Here is a 21460-nt window from a genome sequence, read left to right on the forward strand (position 1 = left end):
AATATCCCTGCCGACGAGGCGGTTCGGCCCGGCTTTCCTACTCACGCACGAAAATCGTTGGCAGTACGTAACATTGACGTGATGGTGAGGATGTGTCGCGTCGTCCTGTCCGTCCTGGTCCTGCTGGCCGCGGCCGCCTGCACCGCGTCCCGTCCCGCGGCCCCCGCCGCCGCGCCGCCACCGCTACCACCGGCGCCCGCCCCCGACCCGGCCGCCGTCGCGGCCGACGAACTGGGCGAGGTGCCGATCTTGATGTACCACCAGCTGAGCCCGGCCCCGGCCGGCGAGTACGACCAGACGCCCGAGGAGTTCCGCGCCGAACTGGACCGGCTCTATCGCGAGGGCTACCGCCCGGTCACCGCCGCGCAGTACAGCGCGGGCGAGATCGACCTCCCCGCGGGCACCCACCCGGTGGTGCTGACCTTCGACGACTCCACCGTCAGCCAGGTCGCCTTCGCGCCCGACGGCGCACCGGCCCCCGGCACGGTCGTCGGCATCCTCACCGAATTCACCGCGCAGCACCCGGATTTCCGCGCCACGGCGACGTTCTACGTGAACGACGACGCCTTCGGCAACGACCCCCGCGCCCTGCCCTGGCTCGCCGCCCACGGCTACGACCTCGGCGCGCACACCGCCACCCACGCGAATCTCGGCACCCTCGACGCCACCGGCGTCCAGCGCGAACTGGCGTCCAACCTGCGAACCATCCGCCGAGCCGTCCCGAACGCCCCGGTCCGCACCATGGCGCTGCCCCTCGGCATCTCCCCCGCCGACCCCGCCCTGGCCACCGCGGGCACCTGGGACGGCACCTCGTACACCTTCGACGCGGTCATGCTCGTCGGCTCCGAACCCGCACCCTCCCCCTACGGCCCGCTCGACCCCGCGGCAATCCCCCGAATCCGTTCCGGCCGAGCCGAAGTCCCCTTCGACTCGGCCTACTGGCTCAACCGCCTCGCCGAACACCCCGAACGCCGCTACACCTCCGACGGCGACCCCCACCGAATCTCGTTCCCCGCGACGAGGTCGGGCGACCTGTCCCCCCGCTGGGCCGCCCGAGCACACCCATACTGATCGCCGTCGAAAGCCGTTCAGAAAACAGCTCCCCGGCGCGCCGATCAGTACCCGTCGCCGTACAACACCCGTTCGGAGCGAGAGAAGGCGACAGCGTACTGCCGGAACCTGTTGCTGTCGAAGTCCGCCACACCCGCCTCCCGCAATTTCGACAGCTCGGCCCGAATCGACGATGCGACCGAATCCAATGCGCGCCAGGGAATATCGAGCTCGAGCAACCCCAGCACCCGATGACCGAAGCCGAGCCGGGCCATCCGGTCGACGGTTTCCGGCACGCCGCACAGCGACGAATGCGCCAGGTACAGCACGCCCTCCGGATCCAGCAGGTCCGCTGCGCGGTTCACGATGGTGTCGAACAGTTCCCGGCCGCGCGGGCCGCCGACCAGGGCCGTCCAGTCGGGACGCCGGGCAAGCGCCGGATCGCCGGAGCCGTGCGGCAGATGCGGTGGATTCGACATGATCACCCGGTAGGTCCGGCCGGGCCGGAAGTCGGCCAGGTCGGCCGTCACACATTCCACCGCCGCCGGATCGAAACCGTTGCGTTCGGCATTGGCGCGCACTACGGCCGCGGCGGCGGGGTTCACGTCCAGGGCCGTCACCCGGTCGGCACCGGCGGCCAGCATCGCCAGCGTGTAAAGCCCGGAGCCGCAGCCGATATCCAGCGCCGCGGGCCCGCCCATCGGCATCGACTCGTTCCCGTCCAATGCCGCCAGGAGGCTCAATCCCCCGTCGGTCGGGAACAGCACGCCCGACGACCTCGGCACCGCGATCGTCAACGTCCGGCCCCGGAATCGCACCACGCCCTGGTCGACTCGCTCGTCCCAGAGACAACCCTCGCCGCCCACGGGCAGATCGCGCAGGACCGGCATCGTTTCCCTGCTCGCCGTCACGACAACCCGCCCACCGCTTCGGTGGCCGCGGCCATGACGAAGTGCAGGCCGCTCTCGACCTCGTCGATCACCGCGGTGAGTTCCTCGTGGTCGCGCCCGACCACGCAGTACTGGCCGGCCCGGGACCACGAATCCTCGAACGACGGAACACGGTCGCCCGCGGCCACATCGAGCCGGCCGCCCAGCACGCCAGGGTGGGCCAGAAGCCGATCCATTCCGTGCACCTCCGCGATGACACCGGCCGGCGGATGGAAATAGCGGATCGCCGCCACTTGGTCGGCTGCGCTGCGCACCTGCGGCTCCTCACCCAGCAGTACTTGGACATAGGCGCGGTGCAGGTCGAACCGGTAGGTCTTGTCCACCAGGGCCGGGATGATGCCGGGAGCCCGCGCCGCGCACTCGATCAGCCGGGGCGTTTCGCCCTCGATGATCCACTCGGAGTGGAACAGACCGTGCGCGGCGTCCAGACCACCGACCAAGGCGCGCGCGGCCTTCAGCGCTCGCGCGCGCTGCGCGGGCGACACCTCCGCCGGAACGACGAACATCATGATCGGGAACCGGCGGTCGCCCGCCGGGGTAACCAGGGTGGTCACGTTCTCCCAGACGACATTTCCGTCCTGCACCAGCGTCTCCACCGACACGTGCGGGCCGGCCACGAACTCCTCGACGAGGTAGTCCCAGTTCAGTGATCGCGACACCACTCCTCGCGGCTCCGTGGCCGCCGTGCACGTCTGCCAGGCCTCGTCTATCTCGGTTCGGTCGTGGATGCCGACGACACCGACCGACTGACGGCGGCTTGTCGGCTTCAGGACCACCGGCCGCCCCTCGAAGAATGCCTCGACGTCGGCGGCGCACCGCACCGGCGCGAACCGCGGCTGATCGATGCCCGATACCGCCGCTTCCTGTCGCAGCGACAATTTGTTCGTGCACGCCGAGACCGCACGCGCGCCCGGATGGCGCAAACCCATGGCAGCGGCGATCCGGCCCGCCGCGGTGACCGAATATTCCCAGCACGGAACGACGGCATCGAAGCCGACCTCCGCATGCCATGCCACGGCGAGATCGACCGCGTCGTCCGATTGTTGGTAGGCCGCGGTACGAACCTCGACAACATTCGGAGTGTCGTATGCGGCCGGATCGCGCCGGACGAACTCCGGCTCGTCGAGCACATAGGCGACATGGCCGTCCCAATTCCGGAATACCTCCGCGTATCCGGGATGGAACCCGATCAACAAGACCTTCTTCACTTTCCCACCTTCATTCGGAGCGGCCCGACGGCGCGACGGCGCCGGATATTCCATGAGTCAGTTGCCGGACAGCGGGGCTGAGCAGCGGCAGCAGCGCGACCGTCAGCCAGATCGCCCCGGCGCCTGTCGCGACGGCAGAGAACCCGCAGGCGAGAGCCAATGGCGCGGCTGCCAATTGACCGATCGGCACGCCCGCGAACGAGGCCAGATCGTCGTACGACGACACCCGCGAAATCAGCTCGCGGGGGACGTGCTCCTGCAACGACGTTTCCCATGCCGGCCCGAAGATCCCGGATCCGACACCCGCCACGAATGCCGCGCCGGCGACCACGCCGAACTGCGGGAACAGGCCGAGCGCCAGCAGCGGCGCCGCGCCCAGGACCGTGCTGATCTGCCCCACCGCCAGCAGACGGCGCGGGGCCGCCCGGTACATGGCCGCGCTGCTCACGATCACCCCGACCGCCCGTGCGCCCAGCACCACGCCCCAGCCGGCGGCGCCGAAGGTGCGATCGGCGATCATCGGGCCGAGCACGTTCCAGACGCCGACGAAAAGCAGATTGGTAACACCCGCACCGAGTACCACCGTCCACGCCCAGGTGGTCGCGCGGAACTCGCCCCAGCCCTCGACGATCTCGGCACTCAGGCGCCTGCCGCCCGCTATCGGTCGAGGGAGGCTCAGCGACGCCATACACACGGCCGCGATTCCGTAGGTCAGCGCGTCGAAGGCGATGGCCCACCCGCCACCGATGCTCGCCGTCAGCACGCCCGCGAGCGCCGGCCCGCACACCTTCGTCGAGTTCCGCCAGAACACCAGCAACGAGTTGGCTCTGCGCAACATGCTCGTGTCCAGCAGTTGCGGCACGATCCCGCGCGTCGCGGGCCCGGCGAATGCCACCAGCGCGCCGTTGGCGAAGCTCAGTGCCATGATCGCGACGAGATCGTATCGGCCGGTGAGCAGCAGCAGCGCCACCACGCCCTGAGTCAGCCCGGCGCCCGCATTCGACCAGAGCAGAATCGCCGCTCGGGAGAACCGGTCCGCGAACGCGCCGCCGAGAAGTATCAGAACCAGTTGCGGCACGGTTCGGCAGGTGAGTACCAGACCGAGGTCGACCGCGCTGTGCGAGGACTGCAGTATCGCGAACGAGAGGGCGACCGGACTCATCGCGCTGCCGAGCAGCGAGATCGATGTTCCAGCGAAGTATCGGCGGAAGTCCTTCACCCGCAGCGGGTTCGGGGCGGCGGAACCCGCGCGTGCACCGGCAGACATGAGCTATCGACCCGACATCTCGATCAGCACGGCTCCACCTCCACAGCCACCTGCGACAGCAGTTCGTCGGCGCGCCGGTTCGCGGCGTGCGCGTCCGCGCCGGCCACGATGAAGTAGCCGACTCGCGCATAGTTGGACGTCGGCGGCGGCAGCACGGTTCCCGGTGGCCTGGTGTGCACCACCGCGCGCACGTCACCGCCCACCGCCGGCATGCCGTGCACCGCGACGAGCCGGCCGCCGCGGGGCGGCAGCAGCAGCCGGGACGCCGCGGCCTCCCGACGGCCCGGCGGGGAAGCGTTCTCGATGCCGAGAGCGGTCCGAATTACCAACTCGCCCAAGTCGATACCCGTCGCCAGCCGCGCGAGCACGCCGATCGTGCTCGCGCCCGGACGGGCCGCCACCTCGACGACGAAGCACGTCCCGCTCCCGTCCACGATGAGTTCCGTGTGCGATACCGCGTTGCGGATGCCGACCGCGCGGATCGCCGCGGTCGCCTCGGCCAGCAGGCGCCGTTCCCGTGCCGGGTCCACCGGCGCCGGCGCACAGTGCCCGGTCTCCACCCGGAAAGCTCCTGTGGTCGTGGTCTTCTCGGTGATGCAGAGGTGCCGTGTCACACCGTCGCGCGTGACCGACTCGACGCTGTACTCGGTGCCGTCGACGCAGTCCTGCACGAGCACCCGGTTGTCGAGCGGGAATCCGTAGGGCGAGAGCGCATCGACCGGCGTGCCGTCCGGCTCCGGGCAGAGTTCGGCCGCCGTGCGCAGCACCTGTACCCCGACGGACCCCGCTCGCTCCGCGGGCTTGACGACGACCGGGAAACGCAGTGTCCCACCGAGGAGGGCCGGCAGCTCCCCCGCGGTGCACACGGCTCGAGTCGCCGGCGCGGACACACCGCACGCCGCGAAGCGCTCCGACATGGTCACCTTGTTTCGCGCCGCGTCCGGATGCGACGGATCGTTCCCGGGCAGCGACAACGCCGCACAAAGCCGATTCAGGAATGGCACGAGATATTCCTTGAAGGTCGCCGCGCCGTCGACCCGATACTCCCTCGCCGCCTGCGAGATTCGGGCGAGTGCCGCCGTCCGGTCGGCGAAGTCGACACCGATCGCGACTACGCCCGGAGCGTCGACACACTCCGGCGCACGAAAACCGGTGTGACACACGACGAGCACGTTGCCGAAATCCCGAACGGCCGTGCGGACGGCATTCTCGCTGTCGCTTCCCGTCGGATCCAGAATCATAAGCCGCGCCACGTCGCCCCGCCCTCCCACCCGTTCTTTCGGACCGAGCGTAGGACCACGAGCCCCAGGCAAGCAATTTCCGGAAACTTGCGTAAACCTCCCCGCACCGCATTCCCGGAGCTGACACCGACGACCGCCGCCGGTCACACCGTCCGGTCCGGACGTCACTCCCGCAGCGGCCCGTGACCAGCGGCCAACTCGGTAGCTAACACACAGGAACACTTCGGACGAGTCCGCTCATCTGTATCGATCCACCGGACGGCGCGACCGTCGGCAACATCGGCAAAGCACCGAAAAACCTTGCCTCGACCGCGTTTTCGAACACCGCGCATGGCGACCCGGCAAACCCTTGTGTTCACTACGTACAGCGGAGATCCGAATTATCGAGAACAGGTTGTTCATGAGCCGTCTCACGGACCTTGTCCACTGCTGGGGCCTTCGTCCGCAACTCCCATTCGACCATTCGTGGGTATTCCGACGGGGCCGCATCGAAGAATCCGAAATCACCCTCCGGGACGACGTTTCGGAGGATATGCCACAACCCCGGGAAGGAGGTGCGCGATGAGCTACGACCACGTCGCCGTCTAGAACACGAGCCGGTCGGGCCGAGCATCGCCTCGGCCCGACCGGCGTGCGCATTGTCTGCTACCGCCCAGGAGTCCTCGGTGACCACCAAGATTGCTTGGAACCCACTCGATCCCGACACGATTTCCGACCCCTTTCCGCTGTATCGGCACATGCTCGAGACCGAACCCGTCTTCTGGCACGACGGTCTCGAGTCCTGGGTCGTCACCCGGTTCGACGATTGCAAGGAAGTGCTGCGCAACCATCAGGTGTACGCGCGCGACCGGCGGCGGGTCGGCGTCGACATCCCGGAGGGTTCGGTCAACATCCAGACCCAGGATCCACCCGACCAGGCCGAACTGCGCAGAATTGTGCTGCGCACCTTGCGCGGCCGCGAACCCAGGAAGATCGCATCGGTCGCCCGCAGGCAGATCGAGGCGACTGTCGAGTCGATACCGCGCGGTGCGCCGTTCGATCTCGTGACCGCGGTCGCCGAGCCGGTTGCCCTGGGGCTGATCAACTACGTGCTCGGTATCGAACACTTCACCGTCGACACCTATCGGCCGATATTCGTCGGCCTGACCAGGAGCATGGACAGCGGCCTGGATCCGACCCGGGCTCCCGAGGGAGCGGCGGCGACCCGGATGTTGCGTGCCGCGGTCGCCGAGTGGTTCGCCACGCCGCAACCGGAGGGCGCGATAGCGGACCTGCAACGCCACCCCCGCGTCGGCCGGATGCCGGAGTCCTACGTGCAGAACACGATCGCCGGGGTCTACAACGCCGGATTCAGCACCTCGGCGGCGGCCGTCAGCAGCGTGGTCCTCGCTCTCGCCGAGGATCCGGAGCTGACGACGCAGCTGGCCGCTCCGGCATCGAGCGGCTCGTATCGGACAGCCGCACACGAGTTCCTGCGTTGTATCAGTCCCGCACAGGCGACTTCACGCGCCGCCGTGGTCGGTGCCCGCCTCGGTGACACCTCGATTTCGGCCGGACAGACCGTGGTGACACTGATGGCCGCCGCCAACCGCGACCCGGCCGTCTTCCCCGACCCGGACGTGATCCGACTGGACCGGACACCCAATCCGCACCTCGCCTTCGCCTGGGGTCCGCACATCTGCGTGGGCGCCCAGATCGCGGTCGAGTGGATCGCGGAGTTCCTGCGCTTCGTCCACGAGAGCGGCATCACGTTCACACTCGCGGGGCAGCCCGAATACTTCCATTCGGCGACCCTCCGCACCCTCCGTCACCTGCGGGTCCGCATCGGGTGAGGTCACCCGATCGGATTCGGGTGCAACGCATTTCGTCAAACATCTTCCAGAGAGGACGATCGTGTCCGAACACGTCACCGACCATCTGATCATCGGCGCGGGGCCGGCCGGATTGCAACTGGCCCATCTCCTCCAGCAGGCCGGACGCGACTACATCGTCCTGGAACGAGCCGCGGCCCCGGGCCACTCCTTCGCCACCTTCCCGCGCCATCGCCGGCTCATCTCCATCAACAAGCGCTACACCGGCACGACCGACGCCGAGATCAACCTGCGCATGGACTGGAATTCGCTGCTGTCGGACGATCCGGAGCTGCTGTTCACGCGATTCAGCGACAGCTACTTCCCGCATGCCGACGACATGCTCGATTACCTGCGCGAATTCGCCGCGCGGTGTGGATTGACCATCGAATTCGGCTGCCGGGTGGTCGAACTCGCGCGGGACGGCGACACTTTCCGGGCCACCGACGAGGCGGGCAATACGTACCGGGCCCCGCGCGTCGTCATCGCGACCGGCGTCGGCCAACCGCAGCTGCCGGCGATCCCCGGCGCCGAACTCGCGGACAACTATGCCACCGTCTCGACCGATCCGGCCGAGTTCGTCGACAAGCGAGTTCTCGTCGTGGGCAAAGGCAATTCGGCATTCGAGACCGCCGACCACCTCACGCCGGTCGCGGCGGTCATCCACGTGGCCGGGCCGAACCCCGTGCGACTCGCCTGGAACACCCACTTCGTCGGTCATCTCCGGGCGGTCAACAACAACTTCCTCGACACCTATCAGCTGAAGTCGCAGAACGCGATCGTCGACGCGAAGATCGCCGGCATCAGGCGGTCCGGCGCCGGTTACGACGTGGAGTTCATCTTCTCCCGAGGCAGCGTGCACATCGGTTACGACCGCGTGATCCTGTGCACGGGGTTCCGCTTCGACACCTCCTTGTTCGACGTGTCGGCGCGACCAGCCCTGGCCGACAACGGCAGGTTCCCGGCGCTCACGGGAGCGTACGAGTCGGTGGATCAGCCGGGCATGTACTTCGCCGGGACGCTCACCCAGCAGCTGGATTTCAAGAAGGGCACCAACGGCTTCATCCACGGCTTCCGCTACGGCGCGCGGGCGCTCTTCCATGTGCTGGAGCAGCGATATCACCGCGTACCGTGGCCGCACCGCGAGATCGACCCCTCCGTCGCGAATCTGGCCGCGGAGATCCTCGCACGCGTCAACCGTTCGTCCGCCCTCTGGCAACAGTTCGGGGTACTCGCCGACGCCGTCCGGATACCGGGTGCGGGGCGGGCGGAGTACTACGAGGAGGTTCCCGTCCGGCACCCCGATTTCTGGCAGGCCGGATCCGACGACGACATGCTGATGGTCACCTTGGAGTACGGCCCGGACGCGGTGACCCACTTCGACGGGAAGCCGGTACTGGCCGACGCGAGCCCGGCGTCGAGCTACTTGCATCCCGTCGTGCGGCACTACCGCGCGGGCGCCCTGCTCGGCACCCACCATGTCGCGAGCAATCTCGACAACGATTGGGGCGCAACGATCTACGCCGACCGGCTGCGCGACTTCCTGACGGCGTCGACCGTCGATTCCGTAGCGGTGTAGGAGCGGCGACCGTGGCACCCTCGCTGCTCGAGATAACGACGCATCTCTTCCTCCAGGTGGCGATCATCCTCGTCACCTGCCGCCTGCTCTGGCCGCTGTTCCGGCGGCTGGGACAGGTGCGGGTGGTCGCGATCATGGTCGCGGGCTTCGTGCTCGGGCCCTCGGTCCTCGGCTGGGCGTGGCCGGCCGCGCAGCACTGGCTGTTCCCGACGACCCTGACCGTCGGCACGACCACGACGGCGCATCCGAATCTCACCGCCATCTACGTGGTGGGCCAGCTCGGCCTGGTGCTGTACATGTTCTTGGTCGGCACCTCGTTCAAGCTGGACATCCTGGGATCGCACCTGCGCGAGGCGGGCGCCACCGCCGCGGCCGGCGTCGGCCTGCCCATGCTGCTCGGCGGGCTGCTCGGCTGGGCGATGGTGCGATCCGGCGGCTACTTCACGAGCGAGGTCGGGGGCTGGCAGGGCGGATTGTTCATCGCCTCGGCCGTCGCGATCACCGCATTCCCCATGCTGGCGTGGATCATCTACGACTCGGGTCTGGCGGCCACCCGGCTCGGCACCATGTCGCTGTCGTGCGCCGCGGTCGACGACGCCTGTGCCTGGGTGCTGCTCGCGACGGTCGTGGCCACCACCAAGGACAGCATGTCCGGTGCGTTGCTCGCACTCGGCGGCGGTGTCGCCTATTTGCTGTTCATGGTCTTCGTCGCGCGGCCGGTACTGGCGCGATTGCACACCCGGGTGGCCCGCGACGACGAACGCAGCGGCGGTATCCCGCTCGGTGCGCTGACGACGGTGCTACTGGTGGTGCTGCTGGGCAGCTGGTTCACCGACTACGTGGGCGTGTACTCGGTCTTCGGCGCGTTCGTGGCGGGCGCGGTGCTGCCCCGCGGGGAGCTGCTGGACACGATCCGCGACCGATTCGAACCGCTCGTCGCCCACCTGCTGCTACCGGCCTTCTTCATCTACTCGGGGCTCAATACCGAACTCAGCCTCATCCTCGAACCGAAGTTGCTGATCATGGCCGCGGTCGTGGTGGTCGTGTCGTTCGCCGGGAAATTCGGCGCGGTCGCGCTCGCGGCGCGCTGGCAAGGCATCGGGTGGCTGGAATCGGGAGCCATGGGCGCTCTGGCGAACGCCCGCGGCCTGATGGAACTGATCCTGCTCAACATCGGCCTGAGCGCCGGCCTGATCACGAGCGAGCTCTACACGATTCTCGCGTTGATGACGATCGTGACCACCTTCGTCGCCACACCGTTGTTGCGGCTGTTCGAACGCGGCGCGTGGCGCAACGGAGTGGTCTTCGGCCCGTCCGGACTGGAACGCACGCAGGAACTCACCGCCCCGGCAGGAACCGGATCGCCCGCGCCACACCCATCAGGAACGGCTGCCACCGCTCCTGCGGAACACCCCACGGCGCATCGAGATTCAGGAACCGCGTCACCACCACCGTCTGCGGCTCGGTGAACTTCAGCAGGCCGTCGGGGCCGTGGCGGCGGCCCACGCCGGAGATGCCCATGCCGCCCATCGGCGCGCCGGTGCTGCCCCAGGCCGGGGCGTAGCCCTCGTCGACGCAGACGGTTCCGGCGTGCAGGCGGGCGGCGATGTGCTCGCCCTCGGCCTTGCTCGCCGCCCACACGCTCGCGTTCAGTCCGTACTCGGTGTCGTTGGCGCGCGCGATCGCCTCCTCGACATCGGCGACCGGGTAGATCGAGACCAGCGGCCCGAAGGTCTCGTTGCGGCCGCACTCCATGGTGTCGGTCACGTCGGCGAGCACGGTCGGTTCGAAGAACAGCGGGCCGATGTCGGGGCGGGCGTTGCCCCCGGCGAGCACCTTGGCGCCCTTGGAGGTGGCGTCGGCGACGTGCTTGGTCACCGTCTCCAGCTGCGCCTCGGAGATCAGCGAGCCGATTTCCGCCGAATAGTCGTAGGCCGCATCGAGTTTCGCGGCGCGCACCGCCGCGACGAACTTCTGCGTGAACTGCTCGGCGACCGCCTGCTCCACATACAGCCGCTCGATCGAGATGCACAGCTGCCCGGCGTTCGAAAAACACGCGCGCACAGCGGCTTTCGCCGCCTTGTCCAGATTCGCGCCGCGCGTGACGATCATCGGGTTCTTGCCGCCGAGTTCGGCGGAGAATCCGATCAGCCGCTTGCCGCACTGCTGCGCGAGCGCGCTGCCGGTGGCCGAGGACCCGGTGAACATCAGGTAGTCGCAGGAGTCCACGATGGCCGTGCCGACCACCGTGCCGGGGCCGGGCACCACCTGCAGCAGATCCTTCGGCAGCCCCGCGCGCCACAGCAGTTCCACGTTCGCCAGCGAGGAGTACGGGGTCTGGCTGTCCGGCTTCACGATCACCGCGTTGCCCGCCAGCAGCGCCGGGATCGAGTCGCCGATCGACAGCAGCATGGGATAGTTCCACGGCGCGATCACTCCGACCACGCCCTTGGGCTGGGTGCGCACGGCGGCGCGGTTGAGCACGGGGAACGCGCCCGGCGCCTTGTGCGGCGCGAGCAGCGCGGGCGCGACCCGGGCGAAGTAGCGGGCCGCGAACATCAGGCCCATGATCTCTTCCTGCGCCGCCCAGCGGGCCTTGCCGGTCTCGGCCTGGATGACGTCCATCAAATATTCGCGGTTCTGCACCACCAACTCGCGGTAGCGCTCGAGCACGGCGGCGCGCTCCTTGGGCGAGCGGGCGGCCCAGCTCTGCTGCGCGGGCCGCGCCTTGGCGAAGGCGGCGGTGACGTCGGCGGCGGTGCCCACGGGCACCTCGCCCAGCGCGCGACCGGTGAACACCTCCGTGATCTGGCGCGTCGCGTGCTCGACGGCGGTGTCTACGGCCGCGAACTCCCGCAGGCGCTCGAATACGGCGGCTTCCGGCACGGGCATTCTCGTCTCCTACTTGTCAGTAACCACGGGATACAGACAATCTACCGCGCGGCCGGGTCCACGCCTACCACCTCGGCGAGGACCGTTGACAGTCACAACAGCCGTTCCCCTCCGGCAACCCCGCGGCCGCCGTTTGCTCGGCACCGAAATTCTCCGCCATTCCGGAAGGAAACAGCCGCGCGCACCCGGTGACACAGCACTCCGAAATCCGAACGGTAGGCGCGCACGTTATCGGGTATTCCGAAACCGACGGCGTATCCACCGATCCCATTCGGCCGCAAGCACATAACGCGCCGATTTGTCAATTACAGTCCCGCTCAACGGGAATTCCGCCACAACGACCTGCCCTACCGGTTACGTTGTGGCGATGTTGAGAGGCAGGCTCGGTGTCCGGTCCCGCATTCTCGCGATCGCACTCGTCCCGAGTCTCGCCCTACTCGTGATCGGCGTCGGCGCCGCGGGATACCTGCTGCGGGAGGGCCAGCGGGACAAGGAATTCGCCACCGTCCTGGAATCGGGGAACAAGCACACACGCGAGATGATCGCGGCCGTCGAGCAGGAGCGCATGCTGTCGCTGTGGCAGCTCTCCGGCGAACAGTCCGACCGGGCCGCACTCGGCGCCGCGCGCCAGCGGCTCGACGCCGCGCTGCGCGACCTCGCCACCACCGAGACCCAGCTCAACGACGCCGGCTGGGACCGCGTCGACGCCGACCTCGGCAATTTCGCGACGCTGCAACAGCAACTGCCCGTCATCCGCGGCCGGATCGACTCCGGCGCCATGCCGCTGCCGGACGCCTACGGCATCTACTCGCGCCTGCTCGGCGGCGTCGCCGTCGGCACGGCCCTGGTCGCGGCCGACGCCCCCGACGCGACGATGGCGCTGCACCTGGCCGGCGCGCTGCGCATCCTGCGCGCCATGGAGGCCGTCTCCCGCGCCGACGCGCTCACCGCGGCCGCCGCGGGCCCCGGCCTGCCGCAGCCGCTCGCCGCCGAATACCAGAACCTGGTGGGCTACTACCGCAGCGAACTGCCGCAGCTGGCGGCCGACCTCTCGAAGAGCCAGACCCAGCTGGTCGAGTCCATCCTGAATTCGCCCGCCTGGCAACAGCTGGCGGCGATGGAGGAAGCCCTCATCCACCCGGGCTCGGCCAAACCCGGTGCCCCGCCGCCCCTTCCGATGTCGCTCGCCGAGTGGCGCGCGGCCGCCGACCACATCGACGCCCAGCTGCTGCAACTGTGGCAGGTGCAGAACGACCTCGCCGACCGCGCCGCCTACGACTCCGCCGACGCCAGCGCCCGCAACTCCCTGCTCGGCGGCGCGGGCGCGCTGGTGATCGCGGTGGCCGCCTTCCTGGTCTCGCTGTGGCTGGCCAACCGGCTCATCGGGCGGTTGCGGCGGCTGCGCACCGAAACGCTCACGCTGGCCGAGACGAGCCTGCCCGAGACCATGCGCAAACTCGCCGCCGGCGAGGACGTCGACCCCGAGACCGCGGCCGCGCGGCTGGACTTCGGCCACGACGAGATCGGTTCGGTCGCCAAGGCGTTCAACCGCGCGCACACCGCCGCCGTGGCCGCCGCGATCACCGAGGCCCGCACCCGCGAGGGCGTGCGCGCGGTGTTCCTCAACATCGCCCACCGCAGCCAGATCGTGGTGCATCGGCAGCTGGAGATCCTCGACGAAGCCGAACAGCGCCAAGAGGATCCGGCGCTGCTGGACACCTTCTTCCGCCTCGACCACCTCGCCACCCGCGAACGCCGCAATGCCGAGAACCTCATCATCCTCGGCGGCGGCGAACCCGGCCGGCAGTGGCGACGCCCGGTGCCGCTGGTGGAGCTGGTGCGCAGCGCCGTCGGCGAGACCCTGGACTACACGCGCGTGCGGATGACGCGGCTGCCGCAGGTGTTCATCATCGGCACCGTCGTCGGCGACCTCATCCACCTGGTGGCCGAACTGGTCGACAACGCCACCTCCTTCTCCCCGCCGCAGTCGCGCGTGGAGATCACCGGCAACCTGGTCGGCAAGGGCGTCATCGTCGAGATCAGCGACCAGGGCGTCGGCATGTCCGAGGAGGACCGCGAGCGCCTCAACGAGATGCTGCGCCGCCCACCGGATTTCGGCGTCGCGACGCTGTCGGAGAATTCCCGCCTGGGTCTGTTCGTGGTCGCGCAGCTCAGCGCGCGGCACGGAATCTCGGTGCGCCTCACCGACTCCGACTACGGCGGCACCCGGGCCATCGTGCTGGTGCCGACCGCACTGATCACCACCGACGCCCCGCTGGCCGACCATCTCCCGCAGCGGGCTGTCGTCCGGCGCACCGAGCGGCCCGAAACCGGCCAGCTGCCCGTCCTCGAGGCCGAGACGGTCCCGGAGCCGGTCGCGACCCTGCCGCCCGCGCGCCCGCGCACGGAGGAGCCCCGCCCGTCGCCCGCGCGCTACACCGGCACCGACTCCCGGCCCCCGCTACCCCGGCGGCGGCGCCAGGCCAGCCTCGCCCCCGAGCTGGCCGAGCGGCCCGACGACGACACCGGCCCGCAGCGCGCGCGTTCCGCCGAGCAGGCCCGAGATCTCATGTCGGCCATAGAGAATGGGACCCGACAGGGGCGGCGCGCCGATCCCGGCCGCACCGCCACCCAGGACGAACAGGAAGGCGAAGGTGACCTCTTCCAACACAGGTGATCTGAACTGGTTGCTCGACGATCTCGTCGAGCGCCTCGCCGGTGTGCGGTACGCGGTGGTGCATTCCACCGACGGACTGCTGCTGGGCCGATCCAATTCCATGAGCCGCGAGGACGCCGAGCATTTCGGCGCCATGTCGGCGACGCTGTACGGACTGGCCCGCAGCGCCGGCAGCCGCTTCGACGGGGGCGGGGTGCGGCAGGCGGTCATCGAACTCGACCGCGCTGTGCTGTTCGTCACTGCCGCGGGGGACAACGCATGTATCGCATTGCAGGCCAACGAGAGCGCCAACCTGGGTATGGTCGCCTACGAAATGAATCTGACGGTGCAACGCGTCGGCGGCTACCTGTCGACCGACGCACGCGCCGGCGCGGAGTAGGTGGAGCACAGATCGTCATGACGCGCTTCGGGCAACCGTGGTTCGACGACGAGGCGGGCCCGCTGGTCCGACCGTACGCCGTGACGCGGGGCCGCACCATGGGAGCCGGACACGACCTGGATATGCTCACCGTGGTGGCGACGGTCGACTCGGCCCCGCCGTTGCGGCGCCTCGAGCCGGAATACGCGGAAATCGTTCGGCGCTGCCGGATTCCGCAATCGGTCGCCGAGGTATCGGCGACCCTGAGACTGCCCCTGGCTGTCACCAAGATCTTGGTTGGTGATTTGATCAGCGAGGGGCATCTGACCTTCCGGGTGCCCGCCCGCACCGACGCGGGCCCCGGCGACCTCAATGTCTTGCGAGCAGTACTCGACGGAATCCGAAAGCTGTAGAAACACACCGTGCCTGAAACGATGTCAGCGGCGCCGCTCGCCGCATCGGTCAAGATCCTCGTAGCCGGCGGCTTCGGCGTCGGCAAGACCACGATGGTGTCCTCGATCAGCGAGATCCCCCCGCTACGTACCGAGGAACTCATCACCGAACTGTCCACCGGCATCGACGACATGTCGGGCGTGGAGAGCAAGAAGACCACCACGGTGGCATTGGACTTCGGCCGCATCACCATCGACCGCAATCTGGTGCTGTACCTGTTCGGCACGCCCGGACAGGACCGGTTCTGGTTCCTCTGGGACGAACTGGCCCGCGGTGCGCTGGGGGCGATCGTCATCGCCGACACCCGGCGGCTGGAAAGCTCTTTCGCCGGTATCGATTATTTCGAGCGTCGCGGCCTGCTGTTCACGGTCGCCGTGAACTGCTTCGACGACGCGCCGGTTTACACCACCGAGGAGGTCCGCGACGCGCTGGACCTCGACCCCACCGTCCCGGTGGTGCTGTGCGACGCCCGCGACCGGGGGTCGTGCCGCACCGTGCTGATGACGCTGGTGGAACACCTGATCACGCGCGCCACGGCCTCGGCCGTGTGAATCGGAACGGCACACGGTGCCAATACGCATCGGGTGCCGTTCCGAGGGCTACGGCTCGACCTCGGTGAACGATTCGATCCAACGGTGCGGGGACCGTGGATCGTTCGGTTCGCCCGGGCGGGTGACGCCGAGCGCCTGCCAGCCCGCGGCGACGGCGGCGTCGAGTTCGTCCGGGTGGTCGGACAGGAACAGGATCCGCGACGCCGGGACGCCGATCGCGCCCGCGATCTTGTCGTAGGAGCCCGCCTCCCGTTTGCCGCCCGCAGTGGCCAGGTCGAACCAGCCGCTGATCAGTGTGGCAAGGTTCCCGGCGCGGGCGTAGGTGAACCAATCCTGTTGGTTGCGCACCGAACCCGACGAGTAGACGTACAGCGCGATGCCCCGGGCCTGCCAGGCCCGCAGCGCCGGCGGCACGTCGTCGAAGAACTCCCCGTGCAGCTCTCCGCTGCGGAATCCCTGCGCGCAGATGTGCCCCTGTGCTGCTTTCAGCGGTGCGGCCTTCACATCGGAATCCAGCCAGCCGCGCAGGATTTCGGCGATCTCGTCCGGGTCGGCGTCGGGACGCCCGGCGAGTTCCCGGGTCTCGTCGATCACGGCGTCGGCGGGGCCGCCGCGGTTCCCGGCCAGCCAGCGCGGAAGATGTTGCCTGGTATAGCCGTACAGGTCCTCCCGCACCGCACCGGTCGGGCTGGTGGTGCCCTCGATGTCGAGGACGATCGCCTCGATCATGCCGCCGCGACGAGTTCGTCGAGAGTCGGGAAACGCGAGCCGATCTCGTCGCCGGTGAAGTCGCCGACCCAGCCGTCCTCCTGCTCGAAGAACCGCACGGCCACGAAGTCGGGCCGGGTGCCCATGTCGAACCAGTGCCGGGTCCCGGCGGGCACCGAGACGAGGTCGCCGGCCTCGCACACCACCGCCACCACCTCCGGTTCCAGGTGCAGGTAGAAGCAGCCGCGACCGGCGGCGAAGAAGCGCACCTCGTCCTCGGCGTGGCGGTGCTCGGCGAGGAACTTGCCGCGTGCCGCCGCGGCTTTGGCGGGCCATTGCGGGTCGGTGGCGTCGGGTTGCAGGCGGGCCAGGTCGATGTGCTTGTAGCGGCCGTCGGCGTTGAGTGCGGCGATGCGGTCGTCGTAGTGGGCGAGGATCTCCGCGGTGGAGGTCGACGCGTCCAGGGCGTCCAGGGTGGGCCAGCGGTCGAAGACGATGCCGCGTTTCGCCAATTCCGCTGCGATGGTGTCGGTTTCGTCGGTGCGCAGCCGCACCTCCCCGGCGTCGCTGTCGGCCATGATCTGCAGGACGGTCATTGTCGTTCTCCTCGGAACTCGGTGGTCAGATCTCGCGGCGACCGGTGCGCGTCGCCAGCTCGCACATCGCCTCCAGGCATTCCGCGCGGTCGCGGGCCTGCGCCAGGCTCGCGCCCCACGCGGTGATGCCGTGGCCGGCGATGAACAGCACCGGCGGTGCGTCCGGGTGCGCGGCGAGATGACGCTCGATGTCGGCACCGATGCGCGGAACGTCAGCGTGATTCTCGAACACCGGGATGTCAACGGTTTCCGTCGCGCCGAGGCCCTTGATCAGTTCGTACCCGGTGAACCGCAGCGCTTTTCGCGCGCCGACCGACTGCGCGGTGGCGTGCGGCGAATGCACGTGCACCACGGCCGCGGCGTCGGTGGACCGGTAGACGGCGGTGTGGATGGCGGTCTCCGCCGAGGGACGTCGGGTGCCCGAAACCTGTTGGGAGTCCGCGATTCTCACGGTCACCATGTCGCTCGCGGCGAGTTCGCCCTTGGACAGCCCGCTGCCGGTGATCACAGCCGAATCCCCCGTGCGTTCGGAGATGTTGCCCGCCGTACCCGGCATCCAGCCCCGGGCGTAGAGCTCGCGGGCGAGGGCGGCGATGCGGGTGCCGCTCGCCCATGAAGAGGGCTCGCCAGTCTCGTTCTCCGCCTCCGCCACGGACAGGGTGGTCTGCGAATTCACCTCGCCGACAACCCCGTTCTCCGTGACCACGGCGGTCACCAGGTCCGGCGGGGTGACGTCGAAGGCGGGGTTGAAGACCTCGGTGCCGCCGGGCGCGGTCGCGACACCGCCGACATGCGTGACCTCTCCGGCGTTCCGTTCCTCCACGACGATCTCCGCGCCCGTGGCGGTCCCCGGGTCCCGCGTCGACTCCGGCGCGACGACGATGAACGGAATCCCGTGCCGCCCCGCGGCGACCGCCAACCCGTAGGTGCCGATCTTGTTGGCGACCGAGCCGTCGGCGGTGATCCGGTCCGCGCCGACCAGCACACAGTCGACCTGTCCGGTAGCCATGGCCCAGGCCGCGGCGGAGTCGATCGTCAGCCGATGCGGAATCCCGGCCTCGGCGAGTTCCCACGCGGTGAGCCGCGCGCCTTGCAGCAGCGGGCGGGTCTCGTCGACCAGCACGTCCGCGACGGCCCCGCGCGCCGACAGCACGCGAATCGCGCCGAGCGCCGTACCGAACGCCGTGGTGGCGAGGCGGCCGGTGTTGCAGTGCGTGAGCAGCCGCAGCGGGCGGTCGGGGCACAGCCGCTGCACCAGGTCCGCGGCGTGGGTGGCGGCGGCCCGGTTCACCCGGCCGTCTTCGTCCAGCATCGCCAGCGCTTCGTCGAGCACCGCCTGCGGGCCCTCCTGCGCCTTGGCGAGCACCCGCCGCACACCCCACGCGAGATTCACCGCCGTGGGCCGCGCCGCCGCGATCCGCTCCGCTTCCACCCGCACCTTCTCGAGGTCACCGCCGTACGTACGCGCGGCCAACACCACCCCGAACGCCCCCGTCACCCCGATCGCCGGCGCGCCACGCACGGCGAGAGTCCTGATCGCCTCGATGACCTCGTCGACGGTCTCGATCCGCAACTCCCGCACCTCGTGCGGCAGCGCACGCTGATCGATGGTCACCACGGCCCCGTCGACCCACGCGATCGAACTCTCACCCATCCGCGCAACCTTCACAACTCGCCTCACAGCCCTCCCGACGGGCGCCCGCCGAAACGACACATCACCCCGAAACCGTATCGAACCAGCAGCTCATCACCGGCACCAGGTTTCCGCTCGCCGTGATCCCCGGATTCACTCACCGCGCCAGCCACCGCTCGATCAACTCGAGGTTCGCCGCCGCGTACAGCGGCACACCGTCCTCGGCATCCAGCAGGATCCAATCGTGGGGTGCGGCGGGGCCGTGCACGAGCAGATATCCCGCACGCGCCGCACGCACGGTGAGCGCGTATATCCGTGCCGGTCCGGGGGTTGCCCGGTTCGCTCCACAGGCTGCCGCCTCGCTGACCGCACCAGGTGCTATCAGCCCTCTCGCCTGATCGGCAGCAATTTGCTCAGCCACCGGTTCGCCAGCCATCTGCTCGTTCGCCGAGATCGAGGCCGTCGGCTTCCTCACGGCACCGGGGGCCATCTCCCCTATCGCGCCTGCGCGCGGTTCCCGTTGCGCCGCAATGAATCCCGCCCAGTACTCATGCCGCACCGCATCCCACAGCCCCGACAACTCCGGAAACCACTCCCGCACCTGCGCCAGATCGGGCGCAACCTCCCCCACACCCACCGACAACAACACCTCCCCACCACCCACCCTCCGCACCGCCATCATCCGAATCCGATGCCGATCGAGCCGCCACACCGCCTGCCACCCACCCGCCTCCGTCGAGCGTTCCCCCACCCCACTCACCCGCACACCTCCCCAGAGGTCGGCAACGCCAACGCCGACAGCTTGTCCAGCACTTCCCCCAAAGTCTCGGCATCAGGCCCACCATCCGAAATAAGCTCCACGGCCCCCGGCCGAAACACAATCCCCCGCACCGCAGCCCGCTCCCGCGGCGACATCCCCTGCGGCACAACCTTCCCCGCCGCAACCAACGTCCGATACGCAGCGGTCTTCCACACACACCGCCCCACCCGACACCCACAATGCCCACGCATCACCTCATGCGCCAGCCCCACATCGGCCTTCCCGCACACCTCGGGCAGCGTCACGACCACCTCCCGACCCTTCCCGTAACCCTCCATGGTTATCCCCTCGCTTGTCGGCGTGATTCTTGTACTGACGTGCTCGAAAAGGGTTGGAGCCGCCTCGGATCCGACCACCCGGCACACTCCGAGTACACCACTGACCGGGCGGAAAATGTAGACATAACAAAACAATTGATCTCAGATAAGATCCTTCCAGATCAACTGGAGTGACCCGTAGTCCTGCTAACGAAGGCGGCAATGTGACAACGCAGACGACCACACTTCCACGCAGGCTGTTGGCTCGCCGGCTCGTCACGCTGCGGACGCGGGCGAGGCTCACCCGCGACAAGGCGGCCAAGATGGCGGAGATGAGCTCACAAACGTTGTGGCGCTTGGAAAACGGCCAGGTTTCCTATGTCAAGAAGATGGTGATCCGGGCCCTATGCGATGCTTACGGCGCCTCGGAGGACGACGTGCGCGCGCTGCTGTGGCTGGCGGAGGAGGCTCGCAAAACCGGATGGTGGCAGTCCTACAGCGACGCGATCTTCGCCAACGTCGATCTGTTCATCGGGCTCGAACAGGCGGCGCGGCAAGTCACATCGTTTCAACTGACATTGTTGCCGGGCATGGTTCAAACAGCCGACTATCGACGAGCGATGGCGCAGATCAGTGTTCCACCATTGGCCGAGACGGACACCGTGCGGCATGTCGAACTACTGGGAAAACGTCAAGAGCGCCTTACGGAGTCGCGCGAACAGTTCAATCTCCGAGTGCTGCTGAGTGAGGCCGTGCTACGGCACATCGTGGGCGGACGTGATGTCATGGCCGCACAGCTGCGGCACCTGATCGAGATCAGCCATCGTCCGAACATCTCGCTCAGAATCGTCCCGTTCTCCGTGGGTGCCCATTCAGGCCTCGAAGCCGGTCCGTTCGTGCTTCTCGAGTTCCCCGAGCACGTGAATCCGGCGCTCAGCGAGCCGCCCGTCGTTTACGTCGAAGGTTACACTGGGGCTTTGTATCTGGATAAGGCCGAGGAAATCGAGCAGTACCGCGCAGCATTGTCGGCGATCGAGAGTGTTGCGTTCGACGAGTCGGCCTCCAGGGCCTTATTGGCGAGGATTGCAGAGGAGTACGAAGCGTGAGTGTCGACCTATCCGCGGCGGAATGGTTCAAGAGCAGCCGGAGCACGGGGAAGGACGCGTGCGTGGAGGTTGCCTACCTCGGCACCGGGCAGGTCGGCGTGCGCGACTCCAAGAACCCGACCGGCCCCGCGCTGGTTTTCGAGGCCGCTGAGTGGGCTGCCTTCGCGGCGGCTATCAAAGCTGGACGGTTCGGTCGTTTCGAATAGTGTGCGCTCGCACAGCCTCATCCAGGGAGCCTGGCAGCGCTTCAGGTAGACCACGGCC

At 68.6% G+C, this 21460-nt stretch carries 18 protein-coding genes and 1 pseudogene; 10 read left to right on the forward strand and 9 right to left on the reverse strand.

Going from position 1 to position 21460, the window contains the following annotated elements:
* Positions 1 to 81 precede the first annotated feature (81 nt).
* Entirely contained in the window at positions 82 to 1071 is a 990-nt protein-coding gene (locus IU476_RS04395; protein WP_195096696.1) for a polysaccharide deacetylase family protein, read from the forward strand.
* A 44-nt stretch (positions 1072 to 1115) separates the two neighbouring features.
* On the opposite strand, the gene IU476_RS04400 is transcribed toward IU476_RS04395, so the two are convergent.
* From IU476_RS04400 to IU476_RS04415, 4 genes are read right to left on the reverse strand one after another with little or no spacing between them, the layout of a single operon-like run.
* The gene (locus tag IU476_RS04400; RefSeq protein WP_195096699.1) at positions 1116 to 1940 is read right to left on the reverse strand and encodes a methyltransferase; all 825 of its coding nucleotides are present in this window, start codon (positions 1938 to 1940) and stop codon (positions 1116 to 1118) included.
* A gap of 17 nt (positions 1941 to 1957) precedes the next feature.
* Positions 1958 to 3208 (reverse strand): ATP-grasp domain-containing protein, encoded by a 1251-nt coding sequence (locus IU476_RS04405; RefSeq protein WP_195096702.1) that lies wholly within the window; start codon positions 3206 to 3208, stop codon positions 1958 to 1960.
* A gap of 10 nt (positions 3209 to 3218) precedes the next feature.
* Entirely contained in the window at positions 3219 to 4475 is a 1257-nt protein-coding gene (locus tag IU476_RS04410) for an MFS transporter (RefSeq protein WP_195096704.1), read from the reverse strand.
* Positions 4476 to 4498: 23 nt separating this feature from the next.
* Positions 4499 to 5716 (reverse strand): ATP-grasp domain-containing protein, encoded by a 1218-nt coding sequence (locus IU476_RS04415; RefSeq protein ID WP_195096707.1) that lies wholly within the window; start codon positions 5714 to 5716, stop codon positions 4499 to 4501.
* 665 nt (positions 5717 to 6381) lie between these two features.
* On the opposite strand from IU476_RS04415, the gene IU476_RS36975 reads away from it, so the two are divergent.
* The 3 genes and pseudogenes from IU476_RS36975 to IU476_RS04430 form a co-directional block, all read left to right on the forward strand.
* Entirely contained in the window at positions 6382 to 7548 is a 1167-nt protein-coding gene (locus IU476_RS36975; protein ID WP_195096709.1) for a cytochrome P450, read from the forward strand.
* Between the two features lie 61 nt (positions 7549 to 7609).
* Positions 7610 to 9145, forward strand: coding sequence for an NAD(P)-binding domain-containing protein (locus IU476_RS04425; RefSeq protein WP_195096712.1), 1536 nt, complete (start codon positions 7610 to 7612; stop codon positions 9143 to 9145).
* Positions 9146 to 9201: 56 nt separating this feature from the next.
* Positions 9202 to 10398, forward strand: a pseudogene (locus IU476_RS04430) (cation:proton antiporter); the annotation flags it as partial.
* An 85-nt stretch (positions 10399 to 10483) separates the two neighbouring features.
* Here IU476_RS04430 and IU476_RS04435 read toward each other — a convergent pair.
* Positions 10484 to 12037 (reverse strand): succinic semialdehyde dehydrogenase, encoded by a 1554-nt coding sequence (locus IU476_RS04435; RefSeq protein ID WP_195096714.1) that lies wholly within the window; start codon positions 12035 to 12037, stop codon positions 10484 to 10486.
* Between the two features lie 367 nt (positions 12038 to 12404).
* On the opposite strand from IU476_RS04435, the gene IU476_RS04440 reads away from it, so the two are divergent.
* The 4 genes from IU476_RS04440 to IU476_RS04455 are packed head-to-tail and all read left to right on the forward strand — an operon-like array spanning position 12405 to position 16076.
* Positions 12405 to 14714 (forward strand): sensor histidine kinase, encoded by a 2310-nt coding sequence (locus IU476_RS04440; protein WP_195096716.1) that lies wholly within the window; start codon positions 12405 to 12407, stop codon positions 14712 to 14714.
* The gene (locus tag IU476_RS04445; RefSeq protein WP_195096718.1) at positions 14692 to 15093 is read left to right on the forward strand and encodes a roadblock/LC7 domain-containing protein; all 402 of its coding nucleotides are present in this window, start codon (positions 14692 to 14694) and stop codon (positions 15091 to 15093) included. The genes IU476_RS04440 and IU476_RS04445 overlap by 23 nt, the downstream gene beginning before the upstream one ends.
* A gap of 17 nt (positions 15094 to 15110) precedes the next feature.
* Positions 15111 to 15485 carry a DUF742 domain-containing protein gene (locus IU476_RS04450; RefSeq protein ID WP_195096720.1) on the forward strand — a complete coding sequence of 125 codons (375 nt, stop codon included), beginning with the start codon at positions 15111 to 15113 and terminating at the stop codon, positions 15483 to 15485.
* A 21-nt stretch (positions 15486 to 15506) separates the two neighbouring features.
* On the forward strand, positions 15507 to 16076 hold the full coding sequence (locus IU476_RS04455) for a GTP-binding protein (protein ID WP_195097490.1): 570 nt from the start codon (positions 15507 to 15509) through the stop codon (positions 16074 to 16076).
* Between the two features lie 48 nt (positions 16077 to 16124).
* Here IU476_RS04455 and mtnC read toward each other — a convergent pair whose 3' ends face one another.
* The 4 genes from mtnC to IU476_RS04475 form a co-directional block, all read right to left on the reverse strand.
* Positions 16125 to 16805 carry an acireductone synthase gene (gene mtnC / locus IU476_RS04460; RefSeq protein WP_195096722.1) on the reverse strand — a complete coding sequence of 227 codons (681 nt, stop codon included), beginning with the start codon at positions 16803 to 16805 and terminating at the stop codon, positions 16125 to 16127.
* Complete coding sequence (locus IU476_RS04465; protein ID WP_195096724.1) at positions 16802 to 17380, reverse strand: 1,2-dihydroxy-3-keto-5-methylthiopentene dioxygenase; 579 nt, start codon at positions 17378 to 17380, stop codon at positions 16802 to 16804. Before IU476_RS04465 ends, mtnC begins: the two co-directional genes overlap by 4 nt.
* A gap of 25 nt (positions 17381 to 17405) precedes the next feature.
* Positions 17406 to 19034, reverse strand: coding sequence for an S-methyl-5-thioribose-1-phosphate isomerase (gene mtnA / locus IU476_RS04470; protein ID WP_195096726.1), 1629 nt, complete (start codon positions 19032 to 19034; stop codon positions 17406 to 17408).
* A 136-nt stretch (positions 19035 to 19170) separates the two neighbouring features.
* Positions 19171 to 19773 (reverse strand): hypothetical protein, encoded by a 603-nt coding sequence (locus IU476_RS04475; protein WP_195096729.1) that lies wholly within the window; start codon positions 19771 to 19773, stop codon positions 19171 to 19173.
* Positions 19774 to 20314: 541 nt separating this feature from the next.
* Here IU476_RS04475 and IU476_RS04480 point away from each other — a divergent pair.
* The gene (locus tag IU476_RS04480) at positions 20315 to 21196 is read left to right on the forward strand and encodes a helix-turn-helix domain-containing protein (protein ID WP_195096731.1); all 882 of its coding nucleotides are present in this window, start codon (positions 20315 to 20317) and stop codon (positions 21194 to 21196) included.
* The gene (locus IU476_RS04485; RefSeq protein ID WP_195096733.1) at positions 21193 to 21402 is read left to right on the forward strand and encodes a DUF397 domain-containing protein; all 210 of its coding nucleotides are present in this window, start codon (positions 21193 to 21195) and stop codon (positions 21400 to 21402) included. The genes IU476_RS04480 and IU476_RS04485 overlap by 4 nt, the downstream gene beginning before the upstream one ends.
* The last annotated feature ends 58 nt before the right edge of the window (positions 21403 to 21460 follow it).

Source organism: Nocardia blacklockiae (genome assembly GCF_015477355.1).
GTDB lineage: Bacteria > Actinomycetota > Actinomycetes > Mycobacteriales > Mycobacteriaceae > Nocardia > Nocardia blacklockiae.

Coding starts and splice junctions, on each gene's coding strand:
- IU476_RS04450 (WP_195096720.1), top strand. CDS start 15,111: ATGACGCGCTTCGGGCAACCGTGGTTCGACGACGAGGCGGGCCCGCTG.
- IU476_RS04395 (WP_195096696.1), top strand. CDS start 82: ATGGTGAGGATGTGTCGCGTCGTCCTGTCCGTCCTGGTCCTGCTGGCC.
- IU476_RS04410 (WP_195096704.1), bottom strand. CDS start 4,475: ATGTCTGCCGGTGCACGCGCGGGTTCCGCCGCCCCGAACCCGCTGCGG.
- IU476_RS04435 (WP_195096714.1), bottom strand. CDS start 12,037: ATGCCCGTGCCGGAAGCCGCCGTATTCGAGCGCCTGCGGGAGTTCGCG.
- IU476_RS04415 (WP_195096707.1), bottom strand. CDS start 5,716: ATGATTCTGGATCCGACGGGAAGCGACAGCGAGAATGCCGTCCGCACG.
- IU476_RS04465 (WP_195096724.1), bottom strand. CDS start 17,380: ATGACCGTCCTGCAGATCATGGCCGACAGCGACGCCGGGGAGGTGCGG.
- IU476_RS04455 (WP_195097490.1), top strand. CDS start 15,507: ATGTCAGCGGCGCCGCTCGCCGCATCGGTCAAGATCCTCGTAGCCGGC.
- mtnA (WP_195096726.1), bottom strand. CDS start 19,034: ATGGGTGAGAGTTCGATCGCGTGGGTCGACGGGGCCGTGGTGACCATC.
- mtnC (WP_195096722.1), bottom strand. CDS start 16,805: ATGATCGAGGCGATCGTCCTCGACATCGAGGGCACCACCAGCCCGACC.
- IU476_RS04400 (WP_195096699.1), bottom strand. CDS start 1,940: ATGCCGGTCCTGCGCGATCTGCCCGTGGGCGGCGAGGGTTGTCTCTGG.
- IU476_RS04440 (WP_195096716.1), top strand. CDS start 12,405: ATGTTGAGAGGCAGGCTCGGTGTCCGGTCCCGCATTCTCGCGATCGCA.